Origin of the sequence: Cyclobacterium roseum (genome assembly GCF_010119225.1) — a bacterium.
GTDB classification, from domain to species: Bacteria; Bacteroidota; Bacteroidia; order Cytophagales; family Cyclobacteriaceae; genus Cyclobacterium; species Cyclobacterium roseum.
This window is the reverse complement of the sequence record NZ_WNKF01000018.1, coordinates 83574-108941: the sequence shown is the minus strand read 5'-3', so window position 1 is coordinate 108941 and position 25368 is coordinate 83574. Positions and strand designations below refer to the sequence as shown.

Genomic DNA, 25368 nt, shown 5'->3' with positions numbered 1-25368 from the left:
ATAACAATTGTCCGAAAGAAGCGGACGTACATGGAAATTATAGCTGATCTGGTCTGTTGAATTCAGGCCATTTCCTTCCGAAGGACTCTCCGAACAGGATGCCAAACAGCAGAGGGTGATTAATAATAAAAAGGAATACCTAAGCATCGATTACAGACTTTCTTAATTTACTAATAGTCAACAATTTCATAATTAATCGCTGAAATTACAAGCGTTTAGTGAAATAGCCCTAAAAATGAAGGGTAGGCGGAAACAGTACTCATTTAGGCGGCAAGAATTAAAAAAGGGAAGACCATGGTCTTCCCTAAAATATCTGAAAATCAGCATTCAAATGATGAATGTTCGAGTTAGCTTTTTTCCTGAGAAATACTGGAAAAATCAAAAGTATCCAGGAATTTGGTCGTAAAATTTCCAGCGACAAATTCTGGGTCATCCAGCAGGGCCAGATGAAAAGGAATAGTGGTTTTGATGCCATCAATTACAAACTCTGCCAAGGCGCGTTTCATCCGAACGATTACTTCTTGTCTGGACTGTGCACTTACGATCAACTTGGCGATCATGGAATCGTAATTGGGCGGAATCACATAACCGGCATAGACATGGCTGTCAATTCGGACCCCCTTTCCGCCAGGCAAATGCAGATTTACAATTTTGCCCGGGCTAGGCCTGAAACCATTGGAAGGGTCTTCGGCATTAATCCGGCATTCCATGGCATACAACTTTGGAAAATAATTTTTACCACTGATGGGCTCCCCTGCGGCGACCTTAATTTGTTCTTTAATAAGATCAAAATCCGTGACTTCCTCTGTAATGGGATGTTCTACCTGTATCCGGGTATTCATTTCCATAAAATAGAAATTGCGGTTTTTATCCACGAGAAACTCTATGGTACCGGCTCCTTCGTAGGAGATGGCTTCCGCCCCTTTTATGGCAGCTTTTCCCATTTTTTCCCGAAGTTCATCCGTAATAAAAGGGGAAGGCGTTTCTTCCACGAGTTTTTGATGCCGACGTTGAATGGAGCAATCCCTTTCTGACAAATGACAGGCTTTTCCAGTGGAATCTCCTATGATTTGAATTTCGATGTGCCGGGGTTCTTCCACAAATTTTTCGAGGTACAATCCGGCATTGCCAAATGCTGCGGCGGATTCCTGCCGGGCATCATCCCAGGCTTTTTTAAAACCTGCCGGTTCCTTCACGATTCGCATTCCCCGCCCGCCACCTCCAGCGGTGGCTTTTAGGATGATCGGATAACCTATTTCCTCAGCTAGAACCAAGCCCTCTTCAACGGATTTTAACAAGCCCTTGGAACCGGGGATGGTAGGTACGCCCGCTGCTTCCATGGTGGCCTTGGCTGTGGCCTTATCCCCCATCTGGTTGATCATTTCCGGACTGGCACCTATAAATTTGATGTTGTATTCTTCACAGATACGTGAAAATTCAGCATTTTCGGAAAGGAACCCATAACCTGGATGAATGGCATCTGCATTGGTGATTTCTGCCGCTGCGATAATTCGGGGGATATTTAGGTACGAATCTTTACTAGGGGGAGAGCCGATGCAAACTGCTTCGTCTGCAAAACGCACGTGCAAACTATCTTTATCGGCAGTGGAATAGACCGCTACCGTCTTCACGCCCATTTCCTTACAGGTTCGGATGATCCTTAGTGCAATTTCCCCTCTATTGGCTATTAATATTTTATTAAACACGTTGTTTGGAGTCAATTTAATTGGAAAAAACGATCAATTCTGAGGTTCGACCAGAAAAAGCGGTTGATCGTACTCAACGGGAGAAGCATCCTCTACCAAGACCTTCACTATTTTTCCGGAAACTTCAGATTCTACCTCATTAAAGAGCTTCATGGCTTCGATGATACAGACCGTCTGCCCTTTTTGTATGGTATCACCCACATTGATAAAAAAATCAGAATCAGGGTTAGGAGATCGGTAAAAAGTACCAATCATGGGAGATTTTACTTCCAGAAAATGGGAACCGCCGGGATTGGTATTTTCCGGCGAATCCGCTGCCGGTCGAGCTTCTTGTCGGACCACAGGGGGATTATCGACACTTTTTGCGACAGGGTTTTCTGAATTTTTCTTGATAGAAAGCTTGAATTCATCCGTTTCAATTTTGACTTCGGCCAGCCCGGAATTTGAAATAAAGTCAATTAATTCTTGTATTTCTTTTGCCTTCATAAATCAGTTTATTTGGTTATCTCCAGAGAAAAGGATTTCCCTGTTGACGAGGTTCTGTTTTTTATTTGTTAAAACTATGTAATATAATCAATTTCTGCTGAAATATCAGCATTATTTCACCCTTTCCGAGTAGGAACCGTCCCGTGTATCGACTTTAATAAGAATATCCTGTTCTACAAAAAGCGGCACCATGACTACTGCCCCCGTTTCCAATGTGGCCGGTTTCAGGGTATTGGTAGCGGTATCTCCCTTGATCCCGGGCTCTGTATAGGTCACCATCAGTTCTACGAAAGGTGGAAGTTCCACTCCCAGAGGCTTTTCTGTTTCTGCATGAATCAAAATATCCACGACCTGCCCTTCTTTCAGCAGTTCGGACCTTTCGATTAGTTTTTTTTCAATCGGAATCTGCTCGAACGTTTCGGTATCCATAAAATGAAAACCAAAATCGTCATTGTAGATGTATTGATGCGGTCTTTTCTCCACTCTGGCGGTGACTACCTTTTCTCCTGCACTGAAGGTTTTGTCCAGCACTTTACCTGTGGTGAGGCTTTTGAGCTTGGTTCTTACAAATGCGGGGCCTTTGCCGGGTTTGACATGCTGAAAATCAACTATCGCCATGATGTCGTGGTTGAATTCCAAACAAAGTCCATTCTTAAAATCAGCTGTGCTTGCCATATATAACGGTTATTATAAGTTTTTTAACGTTGCGGGTCGTATCCCCATTTTAAATATATCGCTCCCCAGGTAAATCCTCCCCCAAATGCTGCCAGGATTAAATTGTCACCTTTTTTTAGCTGGGATTCGTAATCCCAAAGGCACAACGGTAAGGTCCCAGCGGTGGTGTTTCCGTATTTTTCAATGTTTAACATTACTTTCTCCGGCCCGATTCCCATTCGGTTTGCCGTGGCATCAATGATCCTTTTATTTGCCTGATGAGGAACCAGCCAGGCCACATCCTTTGCTTCAAGCTGATTTCTTTTCATGATCTCGGCACTCACGTCAGCCATCTTGGTAACGGCAAATTTAAAAACCGTTGAGCCTTCCTGAAAAACGGAATGTTCCCGGTTTTTAACGGTTTCCAATGTGGCCGGCTTTCGACTGCCTCCTGCCCGCATGTGTAGGAAATCAGCACCGGAACCATCGGTATGGAGTAAAGAATCCATTATTCCCAATGATTCCTCGGTAGGTTCCAGAAGGACTGCTCCGCCGCCGTCCCCAAATATAATACAGGTGGTTCGGTCCTGATAATTCACGATGGAGGACATTTTGTCCGCACCGATTACAATCACTTTCTTATGAGCTCCGGTTTCAATAAACTTGCTGGCGATGGTCAGGGCATATAAAAATCCCGAACAGGCAGCAGAGATGTCAAAACTGTAGCTATTTTTTGCTCCAACATTATCCGCCACAATATTGGCAGTGGCAGGAAAAAGCATGTCAGGGGTTACCGTTGCACAAATAATTAAATCAATTTCCTCCGGGTTGGTATTGGTTTTTTCAAGTAGTCCTTTTACTGCTTCGGTGCCAATCACGGACGTACCCTGATTTTCTCCTTTTAATATTCTTCTTTCTTTGATTCCGGTCCTGCTGGTGATCCACTCGTCATTGGTATCAACCATGGTTTCCAGTTCTTTGTTGTCCAAAATATAATCCGGTACCCAGGCATGAACGCCTGTAATTACAGCTCTTTTTTTCATTTGATGTATCTTGTCTCAAAAAGGAATTGGGCAGGACTGTCAGTTGTCTCCATGGTTCTGACAGCGAATTTTGGCAAATTCCGGTTTTTTACTGTTTATTTTAAGGTTTGATCCTGACAGTATTAAATTAAGAATCCCAAAATTATTTAAAATGTCCTTGCCCACCAAAGATTTTACGGATATATGGAAAATAAATGGATATTGTGCTGCTAGTCTTACTTTACTGAACAGGTTCATTGTATTTCTCCGTTGAATTAATTAAATTAATCGAGATAGATGGAAACCCAAAGGATATCATGAAAATTAGTGTAAATAATAAAGAATATACTGTGGAAGTCGATGGGAACCCCAGCCTACTGGAGGTTCTCCGGGAGCAACTGGATCTCACCGGAACCAAATATGGTTGTGGGGAAGCAGCTTGTGGAGCCTGCAAGGTGCTGGTAAATGGCACACCCACTCCCGCCTGCATTACTCCTGTAACCAGTGTACAGGGAAAACAGGTCCTGACCATAGAAGGATTGGAAACCGAAGGGAAGTTGCATCCGGTTCAGCAAGTTTTTCTGGAGGAGGACGTGTTTCAGTGCAGCTATTGCGCTCCCGGAATGATCATGACCGCAGTCGCGCTGGTGGAAAACCAAAAGGCAATGGGAGAGCAGGAGATTATTGACGGGATGAATGGAAATATATGCAGGTGTTGCACCTACCCCGCCATTGTGAAAGCACTCCATAAATTAACTCAAACCGAGACTAAAGGATGAAAGATACCCCGAATAATCAACCCGATACAATGAAAAAACCGGCTCCTGAAAAGGGGATCAGCAGGAGAAAGTTCTTCAAATACATGGGTACCGGAATTGCCACTTATTTCGTTTGGACGGATTACCTGGCTTCCGAAGCCCTTTTTCCCGGAGAAGATGCACAGGCCGCTCCTGACCAACTGTCTTCCTGGATTCATGTTTCCGAAACGGGAGCCATCACGGTGTATACGGGGAAAGTGGAAGTAGGGCAAAATATCCGGACCTCCCTGACGCAGGTGGTGGCCGAGGAGCTTTTCGTTCCGGTTTCGGCTATTACGCTGGTCATGGGGGATACGCAGCTTACTCCCTACGACAGGGGTACCTACGGAAGTCTTACTACCCCGCAGATGGCACCCATTTTGCGAAAAGCGGCGGCTAGCCTGCGGGAAATATTGCTACAGGAGGCAAGAAAGGAGTGGAACCTCGGAGAAGTGGAGCTGACCTTAGAAAAAGGCACCGTACAGCATCCTGGAAATGGGAAGAAACTGGGCTATGGAAGTCTGGCCAAAGCCAAGCGTTTGCTTCAACCAATGGATGAAAACGTAAAGACCATTCATCCGGATAAATGGAAGGTTTCCGGAACCTCTGTGAGGAAGATAAAGGGAGAAGATTTTATTACCGGAAAGCATCGTTATGTCTCAGATAAGGTACTTCCGGACATGGTGTATGGGAAAGTGCTCCGAGCCCCTGTATATGGTGCCAAACTGCTTCGGGCAGATACCAGCCGTGCTGCCGAATTGCCTGGCGTGCAGGTGGTGAAAGAGGGGGACTTCATTGGCGTGACGGCAAATAATTCCCGATCGGCCGCAATGGCACTTGCCATGATCGAAGCCGAATGGGAAAAATCCCCACAGGTCCCCGGTAATCAGTTATTTGAGCACTTGGAAGAAAGTGCCGGAAATACCGATCCGGTACCTGCGGCAGTTTCGGATGCTTTTGATAATGCTGCTACAAAAGTGGCGCATGATTTTAAGGTCAGCTATATCGCACACGTGCCCCTGGAACCCAGAGCGGGTTTGGCCCGATGGACCGGTGACCAACTGGAAGTCTGGACGGGCACGCAAAGACCCTTTGGAGTTCAGGAAGAGCTTGAGAATACGTTTTCTATTCCCAAGGAAAAAATCAGGGTATACATGCCCGATACCGGCTCCGGATATGGAGGAAAGCATACGGGAGAGGCCGGAATAGAAGCCGCCAAACTAGCCAAAGCAACCGGCCGACCGGTCAAAGTCAATTGGACCAGGGAAGAGGAGTTTAAATGGGCTTACTTCAGGCCGGCGGGGTTGATTCGGGTAAAGGCAGCCCTAACTGGTAACCGCATCTCCTCCTGGGAATTTCATAATTTCAATTCGGGGGGAGCCGGAATCTCATCCCCTTATTCCGGACAGAACAACTACCAGGAATACCACCGCTCTGATTCTCCCTTAAGGCAGGGATCCTATCGTGCATTGGCATCTACGGCGAATATCTTTGCCATCGAATCCATCGTCAATGACCTCGCGGGAATGGTCCGGACGGATCCAATGCAATTCCGCTTGGATAATCTGGAAGACGAACGCTTAAAAGCCGTTATCAAGGCTGCTGCCAAATCCTTTGATTGGAAACGAAAAAAGGCTGGTACCAACCATGGTTTTGGGATGGCCTGTGCGGCGGTAAAGGGAGGTTTTGTGGCCACCTTTGCGGAAGTGGTGGTAGATCCTGACAGCAGGGAATTGAAGGTTTTGTCTGCTGTCACGGCCTTTGAATGCGGAGCGATTCTGAATCCCAGGCATTTGGAGAGTCAAATTACCGGATGTGTGCTGCAGGGGCTGGGAGGAGCACTCTTTGAGGCCGTTGAATTTAATGAAGGGAATGTCTCCAACGCATTTCTATCCTCCTACAGGGTACCGCGATTCAAGGACGTTCCTGAAATGAAGGTTGTGCTGGTCAACCGCAAGGATCTCCCCTCGTCCGGAGCAGGCGAAGCACCCATTACCTGCATTGCTCCTGCGATTCGAAATGCAATAGACGATGCTGTCGGGGTCAAACTTTATGATTTGCCCATGCTTCCCTCTGGGGTTGTTCCCCGGTCTTGATGAATGGGTTAACGGCCCTTTCCCCATTATAGGATATACTGAGAAAGGTCTCGGTTCTTGACCAGACTGCTTAGCCTTTCCTGAACCATTTCTTTGGTAATCATGATTTTACTATTGGGTCCGATCGTGTCGGGAACCTCGAAAAGAAAATCGTTTAAAAGGTGGCTCATTACGGTATGAAGTCTTCTGGCACCGATGTTTTCCACCTCCTCGTTGATGCTGAAGGCCAAGGCGGCGATCTCATGAATGGCATCATCCGTGTATTCCAGGTATACTTGCTCTGCTTCGAACAAAGCCTGGTATTGTTTGGTCAGGGCATTTTTGGGATCTTTCAGGATTTTATAGAAATCGCCTCTGGTCAGGCTGGATAATTCCACCCGGATTGGAAACCGCCCCTGCAATTCCGGAATAAGATCCGAAGGCTTGCTGACGTGAAAGGCTCCTGCCGCAATGAACAGCACGTGATCGGTGTGTACCAAGCCATATTTGGTATTTACCGCACTTCCTTCTACAATAGGCAGTAAATCTCTTTGCACGCCTTCACGGCTCACATCTGGCCCTCCTCCGGATTTTCCCGATCCGGAAGCAATTTTGTCGATCTCGTCAATAAAAATAATGCCGTTATTTTCAGCGAGATGAATTGCCTGCTCCTTTACTTCATCGAAATCAATTAATTTGGAGGCTTCTTCCTCCATTAAAATTTTCCTGGCTTCGGAGATGGTTACCTTTCTTTTTTTGGTTTTTTTAGGCATCATATTGCTCAGCATGTCCTGGATACCGGCCATACTGGCTTCATCCATCATACCATTGCCGATCATGCCTATTCCCGAAGAAGCAGATTGTTTGACATTGATCTCGATTTTCCGCGATTCCAGTTCCCCGTCTTTTAATTTTTCCCGAAACCGTTCGCGTGTTTTTTCATTCAATTCCTGCTCGGAGGCCTGATCCGGGTTGAAGTTCTCTCTGGAAGTAGTGCTGGGAGTGAACCCACTTCCTTTTACCGGAGGAATAAGTATATCCAACAGCATGTCCTCCACAATCAGGGCTGCCTTTTCTTTCACTTCTTCGTTTTTGGTTTCCTTGACCAAATTGATGGCATGTTCTACCAGGTCCCGGACCATGGATTCTACATCCCTGCCCACATAACCTACCTCGGTAAATTTAGAGGCCTCTACCTTGGTGAAAGGGGCATTGGCGATTTTAGCTAGCCTTCGGGCAATTTCTGTTTTACCTACCCCGGTAGATCCAATCATCAGAATGTTATTGGGGACGATGTCTTTCTGAAGTTCGGACTTGACCATCAGTCTTCTGATCCGGTTTCTAAGTGCGATGGCTACATTTCTTTTGGCATCATTTTGCCCAATAATGTATTTATCCAACTCAGCAACAATCTGCTTTGGTGTCAAATGATTCATGGTGTTCCTGTCTTTAGTTTCCCCCGTTTTCCCGGGATTTTGTATCAAAGGTAAACGTCACCGGATGGTCCACTGTTTCAGGAAGCAGCGCGATGCGCAATACCTCACTTACATGATCCACAAAATGGAAGTTAACTCCTTTAAGATAGCTTTCATCTATTTCTTCAATATCCCGCTGGTTTCGCTTACAAAGCAGGATATCCTGGATTCCTGCCCGTTTGGCAGCCAGAATTTTTTCCTTAATTCCCCCAACCGGCATCACTTTTCCGCGAAGGGTAATTTCACCTGTCATCGCCAGCTTGGATTTTACTTTTCGCTGGGTATAAACGGAGGCAATGGCCGTGAGCATAGTAATTCCGGCCGAAGGGCCGTCTTTCGGCACCGCGCCAGCGGGAACGTGTATATGGAGATCGTATTGGTCAAATACCCGGTGATCAATATTCAAGGTGTCCGCCTGCGATTTTAGGTAGGAAATGGCTGTCATCGCTGATTCCTTCATGACATCTCCCAATTGACCGGAAAGGGTCAATTTTCCTTTTCCACGACTGATACTTGCCTCTATAAAAAGGATTTCCCCACCTACAGAGGTCCATGCCAGTCCGGTGACTACTCCGGCCAGCGAATTGTCCTGATAAATTTCTTTATCAAAGATTTCTCCGCCCAGGACTTTACGCACCATTTGGGGCGTTATTTTTTTCTGGTAGGTTTCTTCCAAAGCGATCGATTTGGCAATATTCCGTATCATTTTCCCGATTTGCCGCTCCAGGCTTCGAACCCCCGATTCTTTCGTATAGTCCTCAATGATTTTTACCAGTGCCTCTCTGGCAAAGGTGACATCTTTGGCTTTTAAGCCATGCTCTTTACGCTGTTTGGGTACCAGGTGTCTTTTGGCGATCTCTACTTTTTCTTCCATGGTATAGCCCGTCACCTCGATGATCTCCATCCGATCCCGAAGTGCTGGCTGTAGGGTTTCCAGGGTGTTGGCAGTAGCTATAAATAAGACCTTGGACAAATCGTATTCTACTTCCAGGTAATTGTCCACGAAGGCACTGTTTTGCTCCGGATCTAAAACTTCCAGAAAAGCCGAGGAAGGATCCCCTCTGAAGTCAGAGCTTAACTTGTCAATTTCATCCAGGACGAATACAGGGTTTGAGGATTTACCTTTTTTCATGTTCTGGATAATTTTTCCGGGCATGGCTCCTACGTAGGTTTTTCGATGTCCCCTGATCTCCGCCTCATCGTGAAGTCCACCAAGAGACATGCGGATATACTTTCTTCCCAGGGCTTTGGCGATGGATTTCCCCAGCGATGTTTTTCCCACACCGGGAGGCCCGTAAAGGCAAAGAATGGGGCCTTTCAGATCCTGTTTTAACTTCAAAACAGCCAGGTATTCAATGATTCGTTCCTTTACCTTGTCCAATCCGGAATGGTCCCTGTCCAGAATTTTTTTTGCCCGATTGAGGTCAAAATTATCTGCGGTAAATTCATTCCAGGGCAGATCCACCAAAACCTCTGCGTAGTTTAGGGAGATGGGGTATTCCGCCGCTGCAGGATTCATCCGCAGGATTTTATCCAGTTCTTTATTAAACTGTAAAGCCACTTCCTTAGGCCATTTTTTCCGTTTTCCTTTGGAGCGAAGTTCTTCCACTTCTTTTTCCGGTCCCTCTTCGCCCAATTCCGTTTGCAGCACTTTCATCTGCTGTCGAAGGAAATAGTCTCTTTGTTGCTGGTCAATGTCTGTGTGGACTTTTTTCTGGATTTCGCTTTTGAGCTCCAGCATTTGTATGTCCTTCATCATGAATTCCAGCAAGAGCGTCGCCCGCTCAATACCGTCGTTTATTTCCAGCAGCTTTTGCTTGGATTCCACCGGAGCATTAATATTAGAGGAGAGAAAATGCGTTAGAAAGGGCGTGCTGTCAATGTTATCCAGGGCTACCTGAGCCTCTCGCGGGATCTCAGGATTTAACTGTAGGATCTTAAATGCCGCCTCTTTCAGGGACTGCTCAAGGGCCTCGATTTCCTCGCTATTGTTGGGAAAGGTTTCTTCCAGGTAGCGTACATTTGCCAAAAAATAAGGGTCCTCTGTAAGTTCTTTATCGATTTCAAAGCGTTTTTTCCCCTGAATGATTATGGTCGTGTTTCCGTCGGGCAAGACAATCATCTTGATGATCTTTGCCAATGTTCCCACATGGTAAATGTCTTCCCAGGAAGGATCTTCCATGTTGGGATTTTTCTGCGCACAAACCCCAATAAGTTTATCGCCTTTTTGTGCTTTCTTGACCAGTTTAATAGACCGTTGCCTGCCTACCGTTATGGGGATTACCACTCCGGGAAACAAGACCGTATTTCTTACCGAAAGAATGGATATTTCTTTGGAGAGGTTCTCATCCTGCAATGCGCTCTCATCCTCGTCATCAGTAATCAGTTGTATCAGATCTCCTTCTCCCGAATAATCGCCTAACATTAATGAATGATATAGTTGATTGTCGTTATTGTTCATACAGACAGAATGACAGGTGTAATGCCATGTTTAATTTTTAATGTTGAAAAAACCTCTGGTAAGCCAGAGATTACGGTAAAAGTAACCAAGGCTTGTGCCAACTTGGTACTACGAACAAATTGTCAGGTAGTAAAGTAATACGTGTCGCAAGCCTTGCATCCTGCTGGAAAAGCTTTCACTTTGCCAGTGAGTCAGGGTCAGGCACCTGTGAATATTTTAAGTATATCATTGCCGATGGCAAATGCCATGATTGCCAGGAGCAATACCATCCCTACTTTCTGTGCATTTTCCAGAAAGCGATCCGAAGGACTGCGACCTGAAATCATTTCATATAACAAAAACATGACGTGTCCACCATCCAGGGCGGGAATGGGGAGCAGGTTCATAAATGCCAGAATCATGGAAATCAGACCGGTTATAGACCAGAATTTAGTCCAATCCCAGGTAGAACCATAAATTTTCGCCATGCCAATGGGACCGCTGACATTTTTAGCAGAAACCTCTCCGGTAAACATTTTGCCCATGGCCCGGGCATTAATAATTACAATACTAAAGGCTCTTTCGGTTCCTATAGGGATTGACTCGATAAAAGAGTAGGTTTTTCTCACCGGCTCCAGCAGGTTTTCGACGGCAATGCCGATCGTGCCCTCTTCGCTGACATCCACTTGGGTTATCAGTTCCTGTTTATCCCTTTCTATGGTAAGCTCCACGTCCTGGCCTTTTTGTTCTTCCAAAGCCGCTTGTAGTTCGTTGAAATAATAAACTTCCGTCTCATTGACGGCAAGTATTTTATCTCCGGGCTTCAGTCCGGCTTTTTCTGCATTGCCATCAGGACTTACGTCCAATACGGCAAAGGGAAACCGGATCTGCACGAAGTTGGACATGCTTTCTTCGTTAGAAAAGGAGTTAATGAATCCTCTGGGAATGTCCACACGCAGGCGTTCACCTGCTCGTTCCACGGTATAAAACCCATCAGAACTCAACAAAGCATCGCCACTACTGAGGTCGTTCACAGATTCATAAGGAATGCCGTTGATATCCAGTATTTTATCTCCGTCCTGCAAACCGATTTGCTCTCCAATATCGTAGGCCACTATTCCATGTTCCATCACCTGGTCTCTGGAATAAAAGGTTTCCCCCCTGTCGTATACCAAAAAAATAAAGATAAATACGCCCGTGACAACGTTTACAAAAATACCTCCCAACATAACGATTAAGCGCTGCCAGGCTGGTTTGGATCTAAATTCCCAGGGCTGTGGCTCGGCGGACATCTGCTCTGAATCCAGGGACTCATCCACCATTCCGGAGATTTTGACAAAACCTCCCAAAGGAATGGCTCCAAGGGAATATTCAGTGCCCTTCCATTGGAAACCGGCGATTTTGGGAGGAAAACCGATGGAAAATTTCTCTACCCGCATGCCAAATAATTTTGCTGCCAGCAAATGTCCCATTTCGTGCAGACCTACCAATAGTGACAAGCCCAGTAGCAATTGTGCTACCATTATTAATGTATCCATTCTTTATAATCTACTGATGATTTGTTCTGATAATTTCCGGGTTTCCTGATCGGTTTGAATGAGATCATCCAAACTCGGCGTTTCAATAAAACCAATTTTTTCCATACTCTGTTCAATCAAGTCGGACATTTCAAGGAATCCAATTCGATCCTGCAAAAATGCTGCCACGGCTACTTCGTTGGCAGCATTCAGAGAACAAGCCGCATTTCCTCCTTTTTCCAGGGCCTGGAATGCCAGGCCTAGATTTCGAAACGTCTCTTTATCGGGTGCTTCAAACTCCAGGTTCGGGTAATTTTTGAAATCAAACCTGGGGAAAGTGGATTTAATCCGATCCGGGTAGGACAATGCAAATTGTATGGGGATACGCATATCGGGTAGACCAAGTTGCGCTTTTATAGACCCATCTTCAAACTGAACCATTGAATGAATGATGGATTGCGGGTGGACCACTACCTCAATTTGGTCTGTGTTCAAGTTAAAAAGCCATTTGGCTTCAATTACTTCCAGCCCCTTATTCATCAGCGAGGCCGAATCAACGGTGATTTTGGCTCCCATGTCCCAATTGGGATGCTTTAGGGCCTGTTCCTTGGTAGCACCTGCGAGGAATTCTTTGTCTTTTCCCCGAAAAGGGCCACCGGATGCAGTCAGAATTATTTTTTCAATGGGATTGTGGAATTCACCCACCAAACATTGGAATATAGCAGAGTGCTCGGAATCTACCGGATAGATATTTACCGCTTTTTCCCGGGCTCTACGGGTAACCAGGTCTCCCGCCACTACCATGGTTTCCTTGTTGGCGAGTGCAATGGGTTTTCCCGCCTCGATTGCTTTTAACGTCGGGATAAGCCCCGCATAACCCACCAGGGCAGTCAGTACAATGTCTATTGTGTCCATTTCTACTATGGAGGCAATTGCATTTTGACCCGTATATACTTTTATAGGATACTTCGCTAGTCGCTGCTTGACATCGGCATACAATGCCTCATTCCCTATCACCACCGCATTGGGCTGAAAGCGGATGGCCTGCTCAATAAGTAATTCCTTATTGTTCTGGGCGGTAAGAATTTCGGCCTGAAATTTCTCCGGATGTTGTTGGATGACTTCCAGGGTTTGGGTGCCAATGCTTCCCGTGGAACCCAGGATAGCCACTCTTTTGATTGTTGACATGGGGTCGTTTTACTTTCTTCAAAAAGTACACTGCTAAATCCGACAGTTTCAATTAAAACTACTGACAAATTTACAAGGTAAAAACAGTTTTTCCTGATTTTTTTGACCTTTTTACACATTCCCCTTTTTTGGCATAGAATTAGAAATTAAATCGGCCTAAAAGGTGGCCCCGGTTTCTTTACTAAATTGTGTTAAATTAACCGATGGGATATTAGAGGTTTTCGTAAAACAGAAAAACTAGTCACAAAGTTATGCAAAAATATTTGGTTGTCATCATCACTTCATTTTTAGGGGGAATTTTGGGAGCGTGGTTTTTTGCTGCTCAGCTGTACATTCCTCAGCATACCCTTTCGAATCAAGAATGGCAGGAAAACCTGGGCTACCGCACCTCCAATCTGGAGGAAAAGTCAAATGAAAGGATAGAAACCAATAAAAGTCAAACGGAGAGGGTTCCGGACTCATTTGTAGACGCTTCTGAAAAAAGTACCGGATCGGTGGTGTTTATTAAAAACTTTTCCGGAACAGATTCCCGGAGGTACAGTATTTTTGATTATTTCTTCGGTCAGGGAGTTCCACAGCAGACCGTAAGTACCGGATCAGGGGTGATTTTTTCTGAGGACGGATACATCATTACCAATAATCATGTGGTGGAAAGGGCGGAAACCATCGAGGTGGTCCATAAAAAACGAACCTATAAGGCCAGCTTGATAGGAGCAGATGCCAATACGGATATTGCCGTTTTAAAAATTGAGGCCGAGGGGTTGCCAGCTATAAAAATCGGCAGTAGCCGATCCTTACAAATAGGGGAGTGGGTGCTGGCGGTGGGAAACCCCTTTAACCTCACTTCCACAGTGACCGCAGGTATCGTATCGGCAAAGGAAAGACAAATCAATATCATGGGAGGAGAATTTCCATTAGAGTCATTTATTCAGACAGATGCACCTATCAATCCCGGTAATTCGGGAGGTGCGCTGGTAAATGTTAACGGAGAATTGGTAGGAATCAACACCGCTATTTTGAGCCGAACCGGATCCTACACCGGATATGGATTCGCAGTTCCGGTGGATATTGCGACCAAAATTGCCAACGACCTGATTCGGTTTGGAGAGGTGCAAAAAGCCATTCCTGGTGTTGAAGTCCGGGAAATTACGCCGGAGCTGGCCGAAGAAATGAATCTGAAATCGCTGGATGGAGTAGTGGTCTCCCACGTCATTCGAAATGGTGCAGCAGAAAGATCCGGTATTCAGCAAAACGATGTAATCGTGAGTATAGATGGAAATCCCATTTCAGGAAAAGGTAGTTTTGAAGAAGCATTGTCTTACTACTATCCTGGAGATAGGGTACAGGTATCCTACCTCAGGGATAACCTTCGTCAAGAATCAGAATTAACGCTTCAAAACCTATTAGGAGGAACCGGAATCATTGAAAAATCCTTTTATTCCTCTCCTTTGCTGGGGGCAAAACTTGAATCCATCAATACGATTGAAATGGATCGTTTTGGTTTGGAATATGGAGTGAAAATAACGGGATTGACCAGAGGCTACCTTAGGGATTTAGGAATGGGAGAAGGCTTCATCCTAACCGAAGTTAATAATAAGCCGGCGGACGACCCGGAGAAAATAGGCCAATACCTTGAAGCATTCAGCGGGCGATTAAGAATAGAAGGAATGACGGCTGGAGGTCGGCCATTTGTGCAGGAATATACCATTCAGTAGTTATATTTTGGGGGAGTTCATAATTAACTCACGAGCGCTTTTTTGTTCCCCGGATCCAGCTACCGACAAAGGCCTTGATTGGATGGGGCCTTTCCAGTGCCGGGATTTGATGTATTTTTTGTATATTTGCACTTGTAAACGACGTGTAGTGACCTGGTAATCTGTCAATTCTGCAAGCCTAAACACCGGTATAACCTTTGCTGCCTCTGCGTATTTTCTACCTACTACATGTGCGTGGGTTCCTTTTAGTAATGGGGAAAATGGAACCCCCAGGAGCTATAGCTGTTAATCACATTGAATCATGAAGTATCGTACCAAAAATCATCACCTTATCGTTTTTTCTTGTCTATTGTTTCTGGTATCCTGTTCGGAAACCAAAACAATGGAAGTAACGGCTACGGCCTATAATTCATTAGAGAGCCAGACCAAAAAGGGAGATGCCGTGACAGCCGCCTGGGGAGATCAACTCAAGCCCGGCATGAAAGCCATCGCCGTTTCCAGGGATTTGCTGGAGCTTGAGGGCATTGAACATGGCTCGAAGGTATCGATAGCGGGCTTGCCAGGAAAATTCACCGTGTTGGATAAAATGAACAAACGGTGGAAACAGAAGATTGATATCTATATGGGGGAAAATGTGGGGCAAGCTAAAGAGTGGGGCAAAAAGAAGGTGGAAATCAGCTGGCAGGTAGACTAAAAAGTAAGCTAAGTGTCATTTAGATTTAATGTAGCCCAACAATGTTCCTTGATGAACAAAATGCCCCAACTCTCAGGTGCCAGGTAATGGAAATTAGAAAAATGCTTGCTACATGAACAAAGGAAGACGCGAAGAACTGACAAAGCTCAAATACATCAGAAGGTGCAAAGCCATGGGATATGATCCCAAGAAGAGTTATGCCTTCAAGGCGCAGGGAAAGCCATGTAGCTGTAAGCTCTGCCGCAGTAATAAATACGAAAGAACAGTCAAGCACAGAAACATGGATGGAGACCGGGAATGGTATCGGGACCGGACACAGTATTAAAAGGTTTTTTATAATCTAATCCCGTACGGGTTTCTGGTTTTCGCTGGCTTATTCCAATCCTTTTAAGAGTCACCTATTTCTTTGACCGGTTGATCTGCTTTGGGATAGGCTAGTCGGGCTAATTTTTTGCCTAAGTGATAGCCATCCAGTCCGGACACCGTAACCGTACCTAGTTTTTCCAGGTCAATAAAACCCTCCACTCCTAAGGCCTCTTCCTGAACATAAACCTGATCGATGCTTCCGATAACCAGCACCGTATCGTTTACAGAAAGGGTTTGTCGATCCAGGAGCGTACAACCCACTTTCAGCGGGCTTTCCTTTACATAGGGGGCAGGGAATTCATCTCTGTACTCTTCTGTTAGTCCGGTGCCCTTAAATTCTGAAATAGGCCAACGAGCAGCGCAATGATGGGCTTGTTTGTAGATGGCTTCTGTTACATGATTTAGTGTAAAAAAGCCATTTTGAATGATGTTTTCAAGGGTGTGCCGTTCAACCGTATGGGGTCTGAATAAAACCCCTACCGTTGGCGGTGAGGCTCCAATATGGAAAACCTGGGAAAAAGGTGCCAGGTTGGTTTCGCTGTTTTGTTGATTGACCGTGCCAATGAGGTTAAGGCTTTTGTACCCACTCAGGCAATTAACAAAATCCCTACGGAAGGATTTGTCTGCCTGAAGGATCTCTTGCTGGGTAAAGTGCTTCATCAGGTTAGAATTGCTTCCTCCATAGAATCACAATATTTAATATCCAGATTTTCGATAATGTTCCCCGGATTATTTTCAAGGATTTGCTTTTTGGCAATCATCACCATTTTTTCAAACCATTTTTCCGGGGGAAGGATTTTTCGATGTACGGTAATGCCCTCAAAATACATTGCTTTTTTCCAATCTAAAAAGTACCACTCCATGCTGGGCTGGTGGAAGGCACGCAATGCTCTTTTGTCAAAAATGAATTTATGGTAAGAACCTTTTTTAACGACTGATGCTATTTTATGGAATGTTTCTTTAAAATCTTCAATGGGAACGTAATCCACAAGCAGTTCGCAGATGATTATTCCACGGGATTCATCGACATAGACTTTGGCATACCTTCCCTCAAAAGAAAGGTCAAAGTTTTCCATCGCTGATTTATTTAGGGTGTCGTTCATTTTTGCCTCTTTTTAAATCAAATACCTTTTAATTTACGGAATTTTTGAATAATGGATTTAATGAAAAGAGTTTTTCCGATGTTTTTTTTCATTTTCTACCTCTTCTTTAAAATTACCCAGGTCTTCTTCTAACTTGATCGCGTAATTGATGGTCGTTTTCATCAATTCCTGCTGCGCTCCAATTTGTTCTTTTAAACGAGCGAGTTCGCGATTCATTTCGGCTAGTTTTTCCTCGTATGCCTTTCTCAACCGCTCTTTCTCAAGCTGCGCCTTCTTAAGCTCTGCTTTAAAGATCAAAAATGATTCAGGTGGAGTCCTCATAAGTATGCAATTATTTTTTCAGGGACAATACCCTAATCGTTACACTTTGTTCAACATAAAGGTTTTAAATAAACGAAATTTTTACCTTACGGCTGACATCCCTCCATCGACTTTTATTACTTGTCCGGTCATCCAGGAGGACTTTTCAGAAAGTAAAAATAATATGGCTTCTGCCATATCTTCCACCGTGCCAAACCTTCCCAAAGGGTGTCTTTTTCCGGCAGCTTCTTTCTTTTCAGGGCTGGAAAGTAACGCTTCTGCAAGGGGAGTATCCGTAAGTGAAGGGGCCACGATATTTACCCGAATGCCTGCAGCCGCCCATTCGGAAGCAAGGGAGCGCCCCAGTCCTTCCACCGCTCCTTTTGCACCTGCGATGGATGCGTGAAAACCCAAGCCCGTCTGAACGGCCACGGTACTGAGCAGCACCACGGAGGCGGCACCTGATTTTTTTAGCGGTCGTTGAAGCGCCTGTAAGACCTTTATTGCCCCCAGGTAATTAATTTCAAGATCCTTCCTGAAATCTTCCAGGCTGAAGCGGTGAAAGGGTTTCAATTGAATGGTTCCCGGAAAATATACCACTCCGTGGATTTTTTCAGGCACGCCCGCAATTTCTTCAAAGTCCTCCGTCACATCCAACTTGTTTTCGCCTTCCTGAGATCGGGAATACGAAAACACATTGGCTCCTTCAGCTTGAAGCAGTGCTTTAACTTTCTCTCCGATTCCACTATTTCCTCCGATTATTACTATGTTGCTATTTTTCATGATATGTCATTGCTACGTAAATAATAATGAATAAACCCTCAAATTGTTTGATTTAAAGTAGCGAAAAAGAGGATTATCCATTTCAAAAAAAACTCCCCCGATAATAAATCGACGGAGTAATTAATTAGAATCCAGCCAGTGATCGCAATAAACGCATTTCTCGGTAATGTTACCGGGGCAATTCCAGGTATTTGAGAAATTCGTTTCGCTTCTGGTCTTCGTTCTCGAATCGACCGCTGTAAAAGGACGTTACCGTGCTACTACTCGTGTCTCGAACGCCTCTACTGGATACGCACATGTGATCGGCATCCAATATTACCGCTACATCTTCTGTGTTCAAGGCAGCTTTCAGTTCGTTACCAATTTGTACCGTTAATCGCTCCTGGACCTGAGGTCTTTTGGCAAAATATTGGACGATGCGGTTTATTTTGGATAAACCTATCACATGGCCGTTTGAAATGTAGGCCACATGTGCCTTGCCATAAATCGGCACAAAATGATGCTCGCAATGAGAATAGAAGGTGATGTCTTTTTCAACCAACATTTCATTGTAGCGAAATTTATTTTCAAAAAGCTTCGCTTCAGGCTTGTTTTTTGGGTCAAGACCGCTAAAAACTTCTTTTATAAACATCTTTGCCACTCGTTTTGGGGTGCCTTTCAGACTGTCATCTGAGAGGTCCAACCCGAGAACATGCATGATTTCTTTAAAATGTTTTTCTATTAATTCCATTTTGAGATCATCATCCATTTCGAATGCATCTTCTCTTAATGGTGTATCGTGAGAAGATGAAAGGTGTTCATCCCCAAATTCTTCAATGGTCTGATTAAGATCAATTCCCGCTGAATTCAACAAAGTTTCTTTCTGTTTCATATAATCGAACTGTTAAGTCGTATTTCTTTTCTATTTTTTCCCTCAAAATATTCCAAATAACCACAGCAATGTTTTCTGCAGTTGGGTTAAGTACTTTAAATTCATCTGTATCTAAATTTAGGTTTTTGTGATCAAATTTATCGGTAACATGTTCCCGGATAACGTCTTTCAATCGTTTCATATCATATACATACCCCGTTTCCGGATCGATTGGTCCTTCCAGTTTTACGATTAAATCATAATTATGACCATGATAATTCGGATTGTTGCATTTTCCGAAAACCTGTTTGTTCTTCTCTGCCGTCCAGGAGGCATTGTGAAGCCGATGGGCCGCATTGAAATGTTCTTTTCGGTAGATGGCTAATTTCATAGAATCACTAACAGGTATTTCCCTTTTTTTGTTTATTATTTAATTCAAAAAACTCAACAAAAATTCCACGTTTATTTTTTGAGTTGCTGGCTTCTTAAAGGAAAAAGGACAACAAATCGTTTGATGTTAAGCGTTTTTCAAGCGAAACAACAAGAAAATAAGCCTGTTGGGTTCAAATTAAAAAAAAATATTAAGCGAAAGAAAAACATCAAAATAAATAAGCGGCGTGAAACTTAACCGAATTCAAATGCTGTTATTAAGCTACCTTTGGTGGCGGATCCTTTTATCCTGACCCGGCATGAAACTAAAAACTTACTCCATGCAACAACTTGTATTTATTCTTCTTTTTTTCGCCAGCCCCGTGTTTTCTTCTGGCGATGCGAACTTGTCGGTGTCGGATTTAAAGGCTACGGCGCAGCTAGGGACATCGGAACGCAAGAGCCCCCCTGAATTGGTAGAAAGCATTTGGACAAATGTAAAAAAACAAGCGCCGGCATTACGGAAAGAGGTTTTGAAGGTTGCTGTTCAAGGATATCGTATTTTGCTCGAAAAAGGAGTTTTGCCAGAGGGCAAACCCCTTACCATCATTGATTTTGATTTGCCGTCTACCGAACGGAGATTATGGATCATCGACATGGGTACTAAAAGTCTGACCCATGAATCGCTGGTTGCGCACGGCAGGAATTCCGGGGAATTACTGGCCAGAAAATTTTCCAATAAATCGGAGAGTTTTATGAGCAGCTTGGGCTTTTACCTTACAGGAGAGAGGTATGTGGGCAAACATGGGGCTTCGTTACGTCTGGATGGATTGGAAGAGGGGATCAATGATCAGGCCAGAACCAGGGCTATCGTAATTCATTCGGCTGACTATGCAACCGAAACGTTTGTTAAGAGGCACGGGAGGTTAGGCAGAAGCCTGGGCTGTCCCGCGCTTCCAAAGGAAAACCACGAAGAGGTGATCGATCTGATCCGGGACAAAAGCTGTCTTTACATTCATGCCAGCCAGGAATCTTATAAGGAAAAATCAATTTTGCTCTCCCATAACGCTGCTAGTGAGAGGGGTCTGCAGCAATTTTAATAGTTCACTGTCCCGGTCATAAATATCCTTTCGGATATTTTGTATCTGATTGGAATCGGTCCAAAAGGTGAGGTAAAGGATGATAACAGGAATCTTTTGATTTAGTCTGACGATTTGTTCCGTTTTTTGCTGCATGGCACTCCGGATCCGTTCATCCGACCAACGGGGCTGGTCTTTCAATAATAATTGGGCCAATTCAAACGGCTTCTGTATGCGGATGCAGCCGGAACTCAGTGCCCGGTCTTCTCTGTAAAACAATTCCCTGGAAGGGGTATCGTGAATGTAAACACTGTAGGAATTGGGGAACATGAATTTGACCAATCCCAGGGAATTTTGAGGGCCAGGATTCTGCCGGATCAGGTAGGGGAAATTGGCTCCGGTCATTTGCTGCCAATCCACGGTGGTAGGGTCGATTTCCTGTCCTGAATGATCGATCACCCGCATATTTTTTTGGGCCAGATAATTGATATTTTTCCGGATAGCAGGTAGCACGTCGTTTTTTAGGATAGTGGGGGGAATGGTCCAGGTAGGACTAAAAACCAGGTAGCTCATGTTTGCATTAAACACGGGTGTTTTCCGGTAAGATTTTCCAACAATTACATTGGAATGAAGCAAGGTGTCCCTATTACGGATTAGATCCATGGAATAATTGGCGATATTTACCAGAATAAAATCCTGTAGCGTGGTATCCGGCAGCCACCTCAGACGCTCCAAGTTCACCGCTACCTTATCCATTAATTGTTCCGGACTCTGGTTCAGGGCCTCAAGGGTAGCCCGGCCAAGTACCCCATCCGACTGAAGGCCATTTCTACGTTGAAATCTCCTAACGCCTTCGGCCATTATGCTATCGTATTTATCCCTTTGCTCCGCTAATACCGGGTAGCTTTCCAGGTCTCCCCAGAAAACCAATTTCTCCCGTATTTGTGAGACGTGTTCGTTTCGTTGATTTACTTCCAGGGGTTCCTCAACGGAGAAAGCGATCCAATTTTTTTGGTGGTACGCCTTCTCTAATCCATTTAGTTTTTTCATGGATTGCCGCATCCTTTCGTAAATGCCGAATTTTGGACGCAGGCTCAGGAGCTCCTCTTTGACATGAGTGCCTGAAAGTGCCCGGTTTAATCTTCCCAAGGTGCTGGGTTCATTTTGTTTCGTTCGGATGTCCCAAATCCCATTCAGGTGCTCTGGATGGACTTTTCCCTTATATAGGTGATGCGCATACAAAAGGAATGCATCACTAAGAAGAATATCCAGCAGGGCAAGTTCTCTTTCCGAAAGGGATGTTCCCGCCATGTCTTTATCAAAAAGAGTGTTGATCGCTTCAAGGTGATAATCCTCAGGCAGCAACCCATCGAACCCCGCCTGGCGGATTAAATACTGAAGGTCCCTTGCCTTACATGTGGGTTGTTGTGCAACCGACCATCCGGGAAGAAAGGCTCTCTCGGAGTAGAAGGTGAGCAGAGTAGACCTGGAATGGATAGGGGAGGGGTTGTTCGCAACGCTTATCTGGGTTTCGTTTCCTTCCAGCAGGGATCTGATTTCCAACGCAATAGGGGCATCGTTCGAAAAAGCCTTTATTGGGAAAAAGGTCACCTCCGACAGAATCGATAAAAGGAGAAGAAGGAGTACCCGGAAACCAATAACTGTGCTCATATCAGTGAAAAATCTTTATATCGGTCACCCATCTCCCAGGCCTCTCTGATCATACCAAGAAATGCTTCCATTTGAGAAAGCGGCACCATGTTGGGGCCATCACTAAGTGCCTTGGAAGGTTCGGGGTGGGTTTCTATAAAAAAACCATCTACCCCTGCAGCTCCGGCTGCACGAGCCAGGTAGGGAGCCATTTGCCGCTGCCCACCACTGCTTCCCAGGTTGGCGCCGGGTTGCTGCACACTGTGGGTCACATCGAACACCACCGGGGCAAACTGCCTCATAATCGGTATCGCTCGCATGTCCACCACCAAATTATGATAGCCTAAGGCAAAACCCCTCTCTGTCAGGCATACGTTCTGATTGCCCGTGGAGCGAATTTTATCTACGGCGAACTGCATGTCTTCCGGGGCCATGAATTGCCCCCTTTTTATTTTGACTGCTTTTCCCGAATTCCCAGCGGCTAGTAAGAGATCGGTTTGCCGACACAAAAACGCTGGGATTTGGATGACATCTACGACAGAAGCCACGGATTCTACCTGGTAGCTTTCGTGTACATCCGTAAGTAAGGGGACTCCCAGTCGCTTTCCTACTTCTTCGAGCACCTTGAGGGATTGATCAAAGCCAATGCCCCGAAAGGAATTTCCGGAAGTCCGGTTGGCCTTATCAAAGGAGGCCTTGAAAACGTATTCAAATCCATGGGTTTGGGCATACGCTTTCACCTTGCTTCCGATTTCCAGACAAATGTCCAGGCTTTCCACCGCGCAGGGACCGGAAAACAATACTGGCTTATTTCCCCCTAAAATCAGTTGATTCCGAATGGTCATGGTGTACGAACTTCTTTTCATTGCTAGCATTTGGGTTAATGTCCTGAGTCAGGTTGGGAAATGGTGGAAATAATTGCGTGCAGTTTGCCCTGGGCAAACAGGATCAGGTCTGCCAGTTCTCGAAAGGATCCCCTGCCTCCGGGTTTCGAGGTGACATAATGGACCTGATCGCATATGTAATTTATGGCATCAGCCGGTGCGGCTGATAAGCCCACTTTTTGCAATAACTCCAGGTCGATCAGATCGTCGCCTATGTAGGCCACCTCCGCCGTGGAAGTGTTGGTTTTTCTTAAAATTTCCGCTACCGTGCCCCACTTGTCCCTTACGCCATGCAAGTGAAAATCCACCTTCATTTGATCACAACGCTTTTTGGAGACCGCTACTTCCCTGCCGGAAAGAACACCGACTTTTATTCCGGTTTCCTGTAGGTAGCGAATAATTTGTCCGTCTTTTACTTGAAATTTTTTGTACTCCATACCCTGGTCATCTAAAAGAATTCCCCCATCTGTGAGCACCCCGTCCAAATCGGTAAGAAGTAGTTTGATTTTTTTTGCCCGGTCCAGGGTATCTTTACTTACATGCCGATAATAGTCCATCACCTTTTGTTTTTCCATTGGATGGAGTAAAGATCTAATCTTCGTTGGGCCAGATTCCTCACACTGCCTGCTTTGCGGAGTTTGGTCAATAAATCCAGGTCAACGTCCGCTACAATGGTGGTTTCCGTATTTAGCGATGCCTCCGCAATGATGGCATCGTGAGGGAAGGAGAAGTCAGAGGGCGAATAGATGGCCGCTTGCGAATGCTGAATATCCATATTTTCTACCCTTGGCAGGTTACCAACCGAACCGGTAATGGCCACGTAGCATTCGTTTTCGATGGCCCTCGATTTCGCGCAGGTGCTTACTCTAAGGTAGGCATTTTTTGTATCCGTCCAAAAGGGAACAAACAGGATATCCATTTCCTTTTCGGCTAATATCCGGCTCAACTCCGGAAATTCAATATCGTAGCAGATCAAGATGCCCACCTTTCCCGCATCGGTATCGAAGACTTTGATCCCGTTTCCACCCTGGAGGCCCCAATAGGACTGTTCATCCGGAGTGATGTGCAGCTTGTACTGTTTGTCCATGGTGCCATCTCTTCGGCAGAGGTAACTCACGTTGCGAAGTTTCTTATTATCGTATTCCGGCATGCTGCCGGCAATGATATTGACATTGTAGGAAAGTGCCAGGTCACGCATTCGATTGACGATCTCCTCCGTGTAATCAGCCAGGTTTCGGATAGCTTCCGAAGCATCCATTTTATTAAATTCAGCTAGTAGCGGGGCATTAAAAAACTCCGGAAAGAGGCAGAAGTCAGATTTGTAATCGGAAACTGTATCTACGAAAAATTCTACCTGCTGCATGAGGTCGTCTACGTCATTAAACCGCCTCATTTTCCATTGTACCAGCCCCAGTCGGACGATGGTTTTTTTATTGCCAATAAGTTTTTCGTCCTTTTCGTAATAAATATTTATCCATTCCAGGAGGGTGGCATAGGCCCTGGAGTCCGTATCTTCCGGCAGGTATTTGGTGATTACCTTGCGGACGTGAAATTCGTTTGCCAGCTGAAAGGAAAGAACCGGATCAAAGATTTCCTTGTTTTTTACCAATTCAATGTATTTCCGCGGCGACATCTGGTCGGCATATTTGCTGTACCCGGGTATTCTGCCTCCTGCAATGATGGATCGGAGATTAAGATTTTCACAAAGTTCCTTACGGGCATCGTAAAGTCTTCTGCCCAGACGAAGGCCACGGTACTCTTTGTCTACAAATACATCCGTACCATATAAGGTGTCTCCATCTTCATCATGGGTGTCAAATTTCCCGTAACCGGTAATCTGATCGTAGTTATGATTATCTCCGTATTTGGAGTAATCCACGATAAGGCTTAAAGCAACGGCGACTACCTTATCATTGTCTTCCAGGCAAATCTGACCCTCTGGAAAGGCATTCAACTGATTCTCGAACTCCTCCTTTGTCCAGGTCATACCCTGGGTTTTATAGGCTGAGACCATGATTTTACGAATATCATCAAAATCGGAAAGTTTGATGTTTCGGAGTTTTAGTCGGTGTTCGAGTTCTTCTTTTTGCTTACTCATATCGTAAAATTAAGCACAAATTTACCTAAATTGACTGCCAAAGCTGTATTTACACCGCGAATTTATCCTTCTTTTTTCAACAAAAAGGCTAATTTACGCAGATAAAAATCCGGGAAT

The 25368-nt window shown here is 45.0% G+C and carries 24 protein-coding genes; 6 read left to right on the top strand and 18 right to left on the bottom strand.

Annotated elements, in window-relative coordinates; genetic code table 11:
- Window positions 1–347: 347 nt before the first annotated feature.
- From accC to GJQ68_RS19685, 4 genes are all read right to left on the bottom strand, one after another.
- Complete coding sequence (accC, locus tag GJQ68_RS19700; RefSeq protein ID WP_162418983.1) at window positions 348–1706, bottom strand: acetyl-CoA carboxylase biotin carboxylase subunit; 1359 nt, start codon at window positions 1704–1706, stop codon at window positions 348–350.
- 33 nt (window positions 1707–1739) lie between these two features.
- Window positions 1740–2192 carry an acetyl-CoA carboxylase biotin carboxyl carrier protein gene (gene accB, locus GJQ68_RS19695; RefSeq protein WP_162418982.1) on the bottom strand — a complete coding sequence of 151 codons (453 nt, stop codon included), beginning with the start codon at window positions 2190–2192 and terminating at the stop codon, window positions 1740–1742.
- 111 nt (window positions 2193–2303) lie between these two features.
- The gene (gene efp, locus GJQ68_RS19690) at window positions 2304–2867 is read right to left on the bottom strand and encodes an elongation factor P (RefSeq protein ID WP_162418981.1); all 564 of its coding nucleotides are present in this window, start codon (window positions 2865–2867) and stop codon (window positions 2304–2306) included.
- A gap of 23 nt (window positions 2868–2890) precedes the next feature.
- Window positions 2891–3889, bottom strand: a complete 999-nt coding sequence (locus GJQ68_RS19685; RefSeq protein WP_162418980.1) for a beta-ketoacyl-ACP synthase III — start codon at window positions 3887–3889, stop codon at window positions 2891–2893.
- A gap of 296 nt (window positions 3890–4185) precedes the next feature.
- On the opposite strand from GJQ68_RS19685, the gene GJQ68_RS19680 reads away from it, so the two are divergent.
- On the top strand, window positions 4186–4647 hold the full coding sequence (locus tag GJQ68_RS19680) for a (2Fe-2S)-binding protein (protein ID WP_162341956.1): 462 nt from the start codon (window positions 4186–4188) through the stop codon (window positions 4645–4647).
- Complete coding sequence (locus GJQ68_RS19675) at window positions 4644–6761, top strand: xanthine dehydrogenase family protein molybdopterin-binding subunit (RefSeq protein WP_162418979.1); 2118 nt, start codon at window positions 4644–4646, stop codon at window positions 6759–6761. Before GJQ68_RS19680 ends, GJQ68_RS19675 begins: the two co-directional genes overlap by 4 nt.
- 26 nt (window positions 6762–6787) lie before the next feature.
- Here the strand turns inward: GJQ68_RS19675 and hslU are convergent, their stop codons facing one another.
- From hslU to GJQ68_RS19655, 4 genes are all read right to left on the bottom strand, one after another.
- A complete protein-coding gene (gene hslU, locus GJQ68_RS19670) occupies window positions 6788–8176 on the bottom strand; it encodes an ATP-dependent protease ATPase subunit HslU (RefSeq protein WP_162341958.1) in 1389 nt (462 codons plus the stop codon).
- Window positions 8177–8189: 13 nt separating this feature from the next.
- Window positions 8190–10676 carry an endopeptidase La gene (gene lon, locus GJQ68_RS19665; RefSeq protein WP_162418978.1) on the bottom strand — a complete coding sequence of 829 codons (2487 nt, stop codon included), beginning with the start codon at window positions 10674–10676 and terminating at the stop codon, window positions 8190–8192.
- A 197-nt stretch (window positions 10677–10873) separates the two neighbouring features.
- The gene (gene rseP / locus GJQ68_RS19660; RefSeq protein WP_162418977.1) at window positions 10874–12193 is read right to left on the bottom strand and encodes an RIP metalloprotease RseP; all 1320 of its coding nucleotides are present in this window, start codon (window positions 12191–12193) and stop codon (window positions 10874–10876) included.
- Between the two features lie 3 nt (window positions 12194–12196).
- A complete protein-coding gene (locus tag GJQ68_RS19655; RefSeq protein ID WP_162418976.1) occupies window positions 12197–13360 on the bottom strand; it encodes a 1-deoxy-D-xylulose-5-phosphate reductoisomerase in 1164 nt (387 codons plus the stop codon).
- A 251-nt stretch (window positions 13361–13611) separates the two neighbouring features.
- Here GJQ68_RS19655 and GJQ68_RS19650 point away from each other — a divergent pair, with 251 nt between their 5' ends.
- The 3 genes from GJQ68_RS19650 (at window position 13612) to GJQ68_RS19640 (ending at window position 16094) form a co-directional block, all read left to right on the top strand.
- Window positions 13612–15075 carry a S1C family serine protease gene (locus GJQ68_RS19650; RefSeq protein ID WP_162418975.1) on the top strand — a complete coding sequence of 488 codons (1464 nt, stop codon included), beginning with the start codon at window positions 13612–13614 and terminating at the stop codon, window positions 15073–15075.
- A 301-nt stretch (window positions 15076–15376) separates the two neighbouring features.
- Entirely contained in the window at window positions 15377–15769 is a 393-nt protein-coding gene (locus GJQ68_RS19645; RefSeq protein WP_162418974.1) for a 3D domain-containing protein, read from the top strand.
- 112 nt (window positions 15770–15881) lie between these two features.
- Window positions 15882–16094: a hypothetical protein gene (locus GJQ68_RS19640; RefSeq protein ID WP_162418973.1), complete on the top strand. Its 213-nt coding sequence runs from the start codon at window positions 15882–15884 to the stop codon at window positions 16092–16094.
- A gap of 62 nt (window positions 16095–16156) precedes the next feature.
- Here the strand turns inward: GJQ68_RS19640 and GJQ68_RS19635 are convergent, their stop codons facing one another.
- The 6 genes from GJQ68_RS19635 to GJQ68_RS19610 all read right to left on the bottom strand — a co-directional run bounded on the left by GJQ68_RS19635 (window position 16157) and on the right by GJQ68_RS19610 (window position 19562).
- Window positions 16157–16795: a flavin reductase family protein gene (locus GJQ68_RS19635; RefSeq protein WP_162418972.1), complete on the bottom strand. Its 639-nt coding sequence runs from the start codon at window positions 16793–16795 to the stop codon at window positions 16157–16159.
- On the bottom strand, window positions 16795–17238 hold the full coding sequence (locus GJQ68_RS19630; protein ID WP_235941810.1) for a hypothetical protein: 444 nt from the start codon (window positions 17236–17238) through the stop codon (window positions 16795–16797). The genes GJQ68_RS19635 and GJQ68_RS19630 overlap by 1 nt, the downstream gene beginning before the upstream one ends.
- Window positions 17239–17295: 57 nt before the next feature.
- On the bottom strand, window positions 17296–17559 hold the full coding sequence (locus GJQ68_RS19625) for a hypothetical protein (RefSeq protein WP_162418971.1): 264 nt from the start codon (window positions 17557–17559) through the stop codon (window positions 17296–17298).
- A gap of 81 nt (window positions 17560–17640) precedes the next feature.
- On the bottom strand, window positions 17641–18321 hold the full coding sequence (locus tag GJQ68_RS19620; protein WP_162418970.1) for an SDR family NAD(P)-dependent oxidoreductase: 681 nt from the start codon (window positions 18319–18321) through the stop codon (window positions 17641–17643).
- Window positions 18322–18490: 169 nt separating this feature from the next.
- The gene (folE, locus tag GJQ68_RS19615) at window positions 18491–19192 is read right to left on the bottom strand and encodes a GTP cyclohydrolase I FolE (protein ID WP_162418969.1); all 702 of its coding nucleotides are present in this window, start codon (window positions 19190–19192) and stop codon (window positions 18491–18493) included.
- A complete protein-coding gene (locus GJQ68_RS19610) occupies window positions 19152–19562 on the bottom strand; it encodes a 6-pyruvoyl trahydropterin synthase family protein (protein ID WP_162418968.1) in 411 nt (136 codons plus the stop codon). Before GJQ68_RS19610 ends, folE begins: the two co-directional genes overlap by 41 nt.
- Window positions 19563–19860: 298 nt before the next feature.
- On the opposite strand from GJQ68_RS19610, the gene GJQ68_RS19605 reads away from it, so the two are divergent.
- Window positions 19861–20640 (top strand): murein L,D-transpeptidase catalytic domain family protein, encoded by a 780-nt coding sequence (locus GJQ68_RS19605; protein WP_162418967.1) that lies wholly within the window; start codon window positions 19861–19863, stop codon window positions 20638–20640.
- Here the strand turns inward: GJQ68_RS19605 and GJQ68_RS19600 are convergent.
- The 4 genes from GJQ68_RS19600 to GJQ68_RS19585 are packed head-to-tail and all read right to left on the bottom strand — an operon-like array spanning window position 20587 to window position 25251.
- On the bottom strand, window positions 20587–22290 hold the full coding sequence (locus tag GJQ68_RS19600; RefSeq protein WP_162418966.1) for a L,D-transpeptidase family protein: 1704 nt from the start codon (window positions 22288–22290) through the stop codon (window positions 20587–20589). The two genes, GJQ68_RS19605 and GJQ68_RS19600, sit on opposite strands and share 54 nt — an antisense overlap.
- Complete coding sequence (gene kdsA / locus GJQ68_RS19595; RefSeq protein WP_162418965.1) at window positions 22287–23135, bottom strand: 3-deoxy-8-phosphooctulonate synthase; 849 nt, start codon at window positions 23133–23135, stop codon at window positions 22287–22289. Before kdsA ends, GJQ68_RS19600 begins: the two co-directional genes overlap by 4 nt.
- A 14-nt stretch (window positions 23136–23149) precedes the next feature.
- Window positions 23150–23728 carry a KdsC family phosphatase gene (locus GJQ68_RS19590; protein WP_235941809.1) on the bottom strand — a complete coding sequence of 193 codons (579 nt, stop codon included), beginning with the start codon at window positions 23726–23728 and terminating at the stop codon, window positions 23150–23152.
- The gene (locus GJQ68_RS19585; protein ID WP_162341971.1) at window positions 23710–25251 is read right to left on the bottom strand and encodes a bifunctional GNAT family N-acetyltransferase/carbon-nitrogen hydrolase family protein; all 1542 of its coding nucleotides are present in this window, start codon (window positions 25249–25251) and stop codon (window positions 23710–23712) included. The genes GJQ68_RS19590 and GJQ68_RS19585 overlap by 19 nt, the downstream gene beginning before the upstream one ends.
- Window positions 25252–25368: the final 117 nt, after the last annotated feature.

Bases quoted from the DNA above. Each gene is read 5' to 3' on its own strand.
- accB (WP_162418982.1), bottom strand. From the start codon at position 2,192: ATGAAGGCAAAAGAAATACAAGAATTAATTGACTTTATTTCAAATTCC.
- efp (WP_162418981.1), bottom strand. From the start codon at position 2,867: ATGGCAAGCACAGCTGATTTTAAGAATGGACTTTGTTTGGAATTCAAC.
- GJQ68_RS19685 (WP_162418980.1), bottom strand. From the start codon at position 3,889: ATGAAAAAAAGAGCTGTAATTACAGGCGTTCATGCCTGGGTACCGGAT.
- GJQ68_RS19680 (WP_162341956.1), top strand. From the start codon at position 4,186: ATGAAAATTAGTGTAAATAATAAAGAATATACTGTGGAAGTCGATGGG.
- GJQ68_RS19675 (WP_162418979.1), top strand. From the start codon at position 4,644: ATGAAAGATACCCCGAATAATCAACCCGATACAATGAAAAAACCGGCT.
- hslU (WP_162341958.1), bottom strand. From the start codon at position 8,176: ATGAATCATTTGACACCAAAGCAGATTGTTGCTGAGTTGGATAAATAC.
- lon (WP_162418978.1), bottom strand. From the start codon at position 10,676: ATGAACAATAACGACAATCAACTATATCATTCATTAATGTTAGGCGAT.
- rseP (WP_162418977.1), bottom strand. From the start codon at position 12,193: ATGGATACATTAATAATGGTAGCACAATTGCTACTGGGCTTGTCACTA.
- GJQ68_RS19655 (WP_162418976.1), bottom strand. From the start codon at position 13,360: ATGTCAACAATCAAAAGAGTGGCTATCCTGGGTTCCACGGGAAGCATT.
- GJQ68_RS19650 (WP_162418975.1), top strand. From the start codon at position 13,612: ATGCAAAAATATTTGGTTGTCATCATCACTTCATTTTTAGGGGGAATT.
- GJQ68_RS19645 (WP_162418974.1), top strand. From the start codon at position 15,377: ATGAAGTATCGTACCAAAAATCATCACCTTATCGTTTTTTCTTGTCTA.
- GJQ68_RS19640 (WP_162418973.1), top strand. From the start codon at position 15,882: ATGAACAAAGGAAGACGCGAAGAACTGACAAAGCTCAAATACATCAGA.
- GJQ68_RS19635 (WP_162418972.1), bottom strand. From the start codon at position 16,795: ATGAAGCACTTTACCCAGCAAGAGATCCTTCAGGCAGACAAATCCTTC.
- GJQ68_RS19630 (WP_235941810.1), bottom strand. From the start codon at position 17,238: ATGAACGACACCCTAAATAAATCAGCGATGGAAAACTTTGACCTTTCT.
- GJQ68_RS19625 (WP_162418971.1), bottom strand. From the start codon at position 17,559: ATGAGGACTCCACCTGAATCATTTTTGATCTTTAAAGCAGAGCTTAAG.
- GJQ68_RS19620 (WP_162418970.1), bottom strand. From the start codon at position 18,321: ATGAAAAATAGCAACATAGTAATAATCGGAGGAAATAGTGGAATCGGA.
- folE (WP_162418969.1), bottom strand. From the start codon at position 19,192: ATGAAACAGAAAGAAACTTTGTTGAATTCAGCGGGAATTGATCTTAAT.
- GJQ68_RS19610 (WP_162418968.1), bottom strand. From the start codon at position 19,562: ATGAAATTAGCCATCTACCGAAAAGAACATTTCAATGCGGCCCATCGG.
- GJQ68_RS19605 (WP_162418967.1), top strand. From the start codon at position 19,861: ATGAAACTAAAAACTTACTCCATGCAACAACTTGTATTTATTCTTCTT.
- GJQ68_RS19600 (WP_162418966.1), bottom strand. From the start codon at position 22,290: ATGAGCACAGTTATTGGTTTCCGGGTACTCCTTCTTCTCCTTTTATCG.
- kdsA (WP_162418965.1), bottom strand. From the start codon at position 23,135: ATGAAAAGAAGTTCGTACACCATGACCATTCGGAATCAACTGATTTTA.
- GJQ68_RS19590 (WP_235941809.1), bottom strand. From the start codon at position 23,728: ATGGAAAAACAAAAGGTGATGGACTATTATCGGCATGTAAGTAAAGAT.
- GJQ68_RS19585 (WP_162341971.1), bottom strand. From the start codon at position 25,251: ATGAGTAAGCAAAAAGAAGAACTCGAACACCGACTAAAACTCCGAAAC.